A 6,900-nucleotide genomic window follows, 5' to 3' on the forward strand; every position below is an offset into this window, starting at 1 on the left:
TATAATACTATTCATAGACATAAATCTATGTCCCAAAAAAAAGAAAACAGAGGTGTTTTATGAAAAAGACAACAAAACTCTTTGCCTTAGCAGGTATCACACTCTTATCTGCATCTGTTTTAGCAGCTTGTGGTGCTAAGTCGTCATCAAGTTCATCAGAACAAAACTTGTCATTCCCAGCAGATGTTTCTCAAGATGGAACAGCTGTTTCTGGTGCTCAATTAAATTATGCTTGGGTATCTCCTACAACTTCTTCAGGTCTTTTGATTGACGAGCTGACTGAAAATACAACTGACTCAACATTTGGTGGAATGGTTGATATTTCAATGTTTGGTTACGATGGAGATCGTAAGTTGGACGATTCAGGTCTTGCTAAAGCTGAATTTGATGTAGAAGGTAAAAAAATCACTGTTAGCTTGACTGGTAAAGACTACAAGTGGTCAGATGGTGAACCATTCACAATCAACGACTATATCTTCACAATCAAGTCATTGGCAAGCAAAGACTATACCGGTGTGCGTTTTGATGATAAATTCTTGAACATTGAAGGTATGCAAGAATTTGTTGACGGTAAAGCATCAGACATTTCAGGTATCAAGAAAATCGATGATTATACAGTTGAACTGACTGTGAAAGAAATGTCACCTTCTATGATGTATGCCGGTGGTGATGTACCTGCCTATATCCAACCAGAACACATCTATAAAGATATCCCGGTAGCAGATTGGGAAAAGAGCGAGTACTCACGTACTGCTAAACTTGTAGGTATGGGACCTTGGAAAATCAAGGAAATCGTAAACGGTGAGTCTATCACTTACGTTCCAAACGAACACTTCTTCAAGGGTACAACACCAAAAACAAGTTCATTGAAAATTGATATTGTCTCTCCTGATACTATCGTTTCTGAAATGAAGGCTGGTAACTACGATATCGCAGATATGCCTGTTGACCAGTTGGATTCATATAAAGATGCTTCTAACTTGAACATCGTTGGATCTTTGGATTCAGTTTACGAATATATTTCATTCAACCTTGGTAAATATGACGAAGCTGCTGGCAAGAACGTTATGGATGAGAATGCTAAGATGAATGATGTGAAACTTCGTCAAGCGATTGCCTATGCGATTGATACCAAAACTGCTGGTGAGTCATTGTACAATGGTCTATACCACCCAGCAAACTCATTGATTATCTCATTCTTCGGCGATATTCATGATTCTGAATTGGCAGGCTATACATACGATCCAGAAAAAGCTAAGAAACTCTTGGATGAAGCTGGCTACAAGGATACAAACGGTGACGGCATTCGTGAAGGTAAAGACGGTAAAGAATTCAAAATCACTTTCGCAGCTCGTAAACGTACAGAAGCGAACGAAGCACTTGTACAACAATACATTGCTTGGTGGAAAGAAGTTGGCTTGAATGTTGAATTGTACACTGGCCGTACTGTTGAAGTAAATACTTTCTACGATGCACTTAAAGCAAACGACCCTGCAATTGATATGTATGCTGGTGGTTGGTCTACTGGTTACGATCCAGACCCAACAGGTACTTGGGGTCCTATCGCTGCCTTCAACATGTCACGTTTCGTATCTGAAGAAAATACGAAATTGTTGGATGCAATTAGTTCTACTGCTTCATTCGATGAGAAAACAAACCTTGAAAACTACAAGGCTTGGCAAAAGTATGCACACGAGCAAGCATTTGCGATTCCAACATTTGAATCTGAGTCTATTACAGCATTGAACAAGCGTGTGAAAAACTATGATTCTAACTATGGTTCAGCTTCAGGTAAAGGTATTGCCCTTGAAAATATCGAATTGACAGCTGATAAAGGTGTAGCGGCAGAATAGTCTTATAAAGAAGATAAAAGAAGATAATAGAATCTGAAAAAGCCAACTTGGTTGGCTTTTTTCAGATTGCTATTGGAATTTTCTGATAATTATGGTATAGTAGAACCAGTATACAAAAAATGATTGATGTCATTTTTAGTTTTTAGTAAACGCTATCAAATTCTATATAGACTTGATGGATTTATTAATAAAGATATAAAAGATCAGTTTTCATAGACTTAAGGATATTTGATTTGAAGGATGAAAGAAGTTGAATGAACTGATGAACAAAGGAGGAAAAAGCGTGGCTAATGAAAAACCGCTTTTAGACATTAAGGATTTGCACGTTGGATTCCGCATCGGTGATGATTATTTTGATGCAGTTGACGGTGTTGATATTACCTTACAAAAAAATGAAATCCTAGCGATTGTTGGGGAATCTGGTTGTGGTAAATCAACTTTGGCAACAACAATTATGGGGCTACATAATCCATTAAATACCAAAATTACAGGTAGCATCCAGTACAATGATATGGAATTAATTGGGATGGACGAGGCCAAGTACAATACGGTGCGTGGAAATGATATTGGTATGATTTTCCAAGATCCCTTGGCATCTTTAAATCCGTTGATGACCATTGGTGCACAGATTGATGAAGCGCTATTCTATCATACAGACTTGGATGCCAATGCCCGTACGGAGCGTGTTTTGGAATTATTAGCTCAAGTAGGTATTCCAAATCCTAAGCGTACATTTAAGCAGTATCCACATGAGTTGTCAGGTGGTATGCGTCAGCGCATCATTATCGCCATGGCCCTATCTTGTAAACCTCCGATTATTATTGCCGATGAACCGACAACGGCCTTGGATGTAACTATTCAGGCACAGATTTTGGATTTGTTAAATGATATTCAAGCAGAAACAGGGTCAGGTATTATTTTGATTACTCACGACCTAGGAGTAGTGGCAGAAACGGCAGACCGTGTAGCAGTTATGTACGGTGGTCAGTTTGTAGAAGTTGCTCCTGTTGAGGAACTCTTTACCAATCCTAAACATCCATACACTCGTTCTCTCTTGAAATCAAATCCGCAATCAGAAAATGAAGGCGGTGAGTTGCATGTAATTGACGGAATTGTACCGCCAATTACAAAGATGCTGCGTAAAGGTTGTCGATTTGCACCACGTATTCCGTGGATTGAAGCAGCAACACACGAAGAAAATCCGGTTATGCATGAAGTTGGACCTAACCATTTTGTACGTTGTACTTGCCATGAAACATTCTATTTTGAAGGGGAGGCCTAATAGTGGGATTTATTGAAGTAAAAGATTTAAAAGTCCATTATCCAATTCGTAGTGGCTTCTTTAACCGTGTTACTGATCATGTTTATGCTGTGGATGGTGTAAACATTGAAATCGAAGAAGGTAAGACATATGGTCTGGTTGGTGAGTCAGGATCAGGAAAATCAACGATTGGTAAAGCAATTATTGGTTTAGAGCGTGCCACTTCAGGACAAATTATTTATGAAGGACAAAATGTAACCAACAAATCACGTGGAAAAAAAGGCAACTTTAATCGTGATGTTCAGATGATTTTCCAAGATTCACTTTCAAGTTTCAATCCGAAAAAACGTATTTTGGACATCATTGCAGAACCAATTCGTAACTTTGACCGACTTTCACCAGATGAAGAAAAGAAAAAAGTTCTTCAGCTCTTGGATACAATTGGTCTCAATGAAGAAGCTTTAATTAAGTATCCTCATGAATTCTCAGGTGGTCAACGTCAACGGATTGGAGTAGCTCGTGCCTTGGCTAGTAACCCACGTTTGATTATTGCTGATGAGCCAGTTTCTGCCTTGGACTTGTCTGTTCAAGCTCAGGTCTTAAACTATATGAAACGTATCCAAGATGAATTTAAACTTAGCTATCTCTTTATTTCTCATGACCTTGGTGTGGTACAGCACATGTGTGATGAACTCTTCATTATGTACCGTGGTCGTTTTGTAGAAACAGGAAATAAACATGATATTTATAGTATTCCACAGCATATCTACACCAAACGTCTCTTGTCAGCGATTCCATCAATTGATCCGGTGAATCGTTTGAAAAATAAGGAAAAACGTTTGGCTGCAGAAAAGGAGTACCAAGAAAAACAAGGTCAGTACTATGATGAAAACGGTCGTGTATACGATTTAAAAGCTTTTTCAGCAACTCATCAAGTAGCCCTTCCAGAAGGAGGTAAGAACTAAGATGTGGAAAACAGTATTACGACGTTTACTCATGATGATTCCTCAGATTATCATTCTGAGTGTCATTGCATTCTTTGTTGCAAAAATGATGCCTGGTGATCCATTTACCGGTATGATTGACCCTAATATTGACCCTGCTATTATTGAACAAAAACGGATTGCAGCGGGATATTATGATCCAATTCCGGTTCAATATATTCGCTGGGTAGGAAATCTTTTGCAGGGTGATTTTGGACAAAGCTTCCTCTTTAAGCAACCAGTTATCGATGTGATTATGCAGCGTTTGAATAATACAATTTGGTTATCATTGCTTACCATGATTTTGACCTATGCCATTGCCCTTCCTTTAGGTATGATTGCGGGTCGTTATCAAAATTCACTTGCTGATAAAGTCATTGGTGTTTACAATTTCTTGACTTTCTCAACGCCAACTTTCGTGTTTGCAATCTTGATGCTCTGGTTATTTGGTTTTAGTTTAGGTTGGTTTCCAACACGTGGTTCTATCGGTGGTGGGGTAGAAGGATTTGCAGCTATATTAAGTCGTCTCCATCATATGATTTTGCCGGCGATTACCATGGCCATCTTATCTACAACTGTAACTATTCAATACCTCCGTACCGGAATTATCGATGCGAAGAGTCAGGACTATGTCCGTACAGCTCGTGCTAAAGGTGTGCCGGAACGCGTGGTATACAACCGTCACATTTTCCGTAACTCTATTTTGCCTATTGCATCATTCTTGGGTTACGAATTGACAGGTTTGATTGGTGGATCTATCTTTATCGAAAATATCTTTACCTATCCTGGTATTGGTCAATTGTTCTTCAACTCTATCTCAAGCCGTGATTACAGTGTCATCTTGGCCCTCTTGTTAATCTTTGGTATGGGAACTTTGTTGGGAACTTTGATTTCAGATATTATCATGAGTATTGTAGATCCACGTATCCGTGTGAAATAGAAGGAGGAGCAAGGTGAGTAAAGAAAATAAAAAACAAGTACAATCAGCTTCAACTCCTCCAGGTGGTTTTCGTGTCATTGCACGAGAATTTATGAAGGATAAGCTGGCTTTGACTTCATTGATTATCTTGGTAACAGTTCTTTTAGGTGTTTTCATTGGAGCATTGATTTTAGATCAAGAACAAGTGATGAAAGTCAATCTTTTAGGGCGTTATTTGGAACCAGGAGTTGATGGTTATATCTTAGGAACCGATGAAGGTGGTAAAGATATCTTTGGCCAGTTGATTATCGGTGCCCGTAATTCGATTATTATTGGTTTTACCATTACTATTATTACTAGTATTGTTGGTATCTCAGTTGGTCTAATCTCAGGTTATTATGGTGGTCGTTTAGACGGTTTCTTGATGCGAATTGTAGATTTCATTATGATTTTGCCAGTAACCATGCTTATTATTGTTTTTGTAACAGTAATTAAAAACTACACCATCTATCACTTTATTTTGATTATGAGTGCCTTTTATTGGACAGCCAAGGCCCGTCTCTTCCGTACAAGAACCTTGTCAGAGGCAAGCTTGGATTATGTCAATGCATCCAAAACACTTGGAACAAGCGACTTTATGATTATGTTCCGTGAAATTCTGCCAAACTTGAGTTCATTGATTATCGTTAACTTGACACTCAACTTTGCAGGTAATATTGGTATTGAAACCTCATTGACCTATCTTGGATTTGGTCTCCCATCGACTGTCCCAAGTTTGGGTACCTTGATTTCAAATGCCCGTAACGCGGATATCTTGGAAAACAAGACTTGGATTTGGTTGCCAGCAGCCATCTTCATCTTGGTCATGATGCTTTGTATCAACTATGTCGGTCAAGCCTTCCAACGTGCTGCCGATGCCAAACAACGTTTGGGTTAAACAAAAATATAAGAGTTCCTTCGGGAACTCTTTTTCTGTTATAATGGAAGTATGGAATTTACATTAGAAGAAAAAGAACGCTTCATGCGGGCTGCATTGGAGGAAGCAGAAAAATCACTTGCCAAGGATGAGATACCGATTGGATGTGTAATTGTCAAAGATGGTAATATTATTGGTAGAGGTCACAATGCGCGTGAGGAACTGAACCAGGCAATCATGCATGCGGAAATCATGGCCATCCAAGAAGCTAATCACTTTGAAGGGAACTGGCGTTTGCTAGATACAACCCTTTTTGTAACCATTGAACCCTGTGTTATGTGTAGCGGGGCCATCGGACTAGCCCGAATCCCACAAGTTATCTACGGAGCCCCAAATCAAAAATTTGGTGCAGCAGGTAGCCTATACAATGTATTGCGAGATACACGTCTCAATCATCGAGTTGAAGTCGAGTCGGGAATCTTGGAAGATGGCTGCGCAAAAATCATGCAGGACTTCTTCAGACAACGGCGCGCCAAGCAGTCAGAGTTGAAAGAAAAAGCAAGCCAAGGAACAGATTTATAGCCCGGCAGACAGTTAGAATAAGGCAATAGGTAATTTTTTCAAAAAAAATTTTAAAAAGTTATTGACAGTATTAGATATAGATGATAGAATAATGAAGTTGTCTCGTGAGGGACTGTTGGCGAAGCAGAAACGAAAAAAAGTTTCAAAAAGTAGTTGACAGGAAATCAGGGATGTGATATACTGATATAGTTGTCGCAAGCGACGACAAGACCTTTGAAAATTAAAGAAGACGAACCAAACGTGCAGGGTGATTTATAGCAATATAAATCGTCAATGACAAAAAAACAATAAACGGATAAGCCAGAGTGCTTAGTCGGACAAACTAATTTTAATGAGAGTTTGATCCTGGCTCAGGACGAACGCTGGCGGCGTGCCTAATACATGCA

The 6,900-nt window shown here is 39.1% G+C and carries 6 protein-coding genes and 1 rRNA gene; all 7 read left to right on the top strand.

What is annotated here, in order from left to right; translation table 11 throughout:
• Positions 1–59 precede the first annotated feature (59 nt).
• Positions 60–1,853, top strand: a complete 1,794-nt coding sequence (locus ACVC7T_RS09565; protein WP_447262855.1) for an oligopeptide ABC transporter substrate-binding protein — start codon at positions 60–62, stop codon at positions 1,851–1,853.
• Between the two features lie 262 nt (positions 1,854–2,115).
• Positions 2,116–3,135 (top strand): ABC transporter ATP-binding protein, encoded by a 1,020-nt coding sequence (locus ACVC7T_RS09570; protein WP_172060189.1) that lies wholly within the window; start codon positions 2,116–2,118, stop codon positions 3,133–3,135.
• Positions 3,136–3,137: 2 nt separating this feature from the next.
• The gene (locus ACVC7T_RS09575; RefSeq protein ID WP_105110707.1) at positions 3,138–4,079 is read left to right on the top strand and encodes an ATP-binding cassette domain-containing protein; all 942 of its coding nucleotides are present in this window, start codon (positions 3,138–3,140) and stop codon (positions 4,077–4,079) included.
• A gap of 1 nt (position 4,080) precedes the next feature.
• Positions 4,081–5,037, top strand: coding sequence for an oligopeptide ABC transporter permease (gene opp4B, locus ACVC7T_RS09580; protein ID WP_105160732.1), 957 nt, complete (start codon positions 4,081–4,083; stop codon positions 5,035–5,037).
• A gap of 13 nt (positions 5,038–5,050) precedes the next feature.
• A complete protein-coding gene (locus tag ACVC7T_RS09585) occupies positions 5,051–5,953 on the top strand; it encodes an ABC transporter permease (RefSeq protein WP_029187387.1) in 903 nt (300 codons plus the stop codon).
• 51 nt (positions 5,954–6,004) lie between these two features.
• The gene (gene tadA / locus ACVC7T_RS09590) at positions 6,005–6,514 is read left to right on the top strand and encodes a tRNA adenosine(34) deaminase TadA (RefSeq protein ID WP_105122749.1); all 510 of its coding nucleotides are present in this window, start codon (positions 6,005–6,007) and stop codon (positions 6,512–6,514) included.
• Between the two features lie 327 nt (positions 6,515–6,841).
• Positions 6,842–6,900: ribosomal RNA gene (locus tag ACVC7T_RS09595) — 16S ribosomal RNA — on the top strand; the annotation flags it as partial.

The sequence above is a fragment of the Streptococcus sp. P25B114 genome (genome assembly GCF_053010325.1).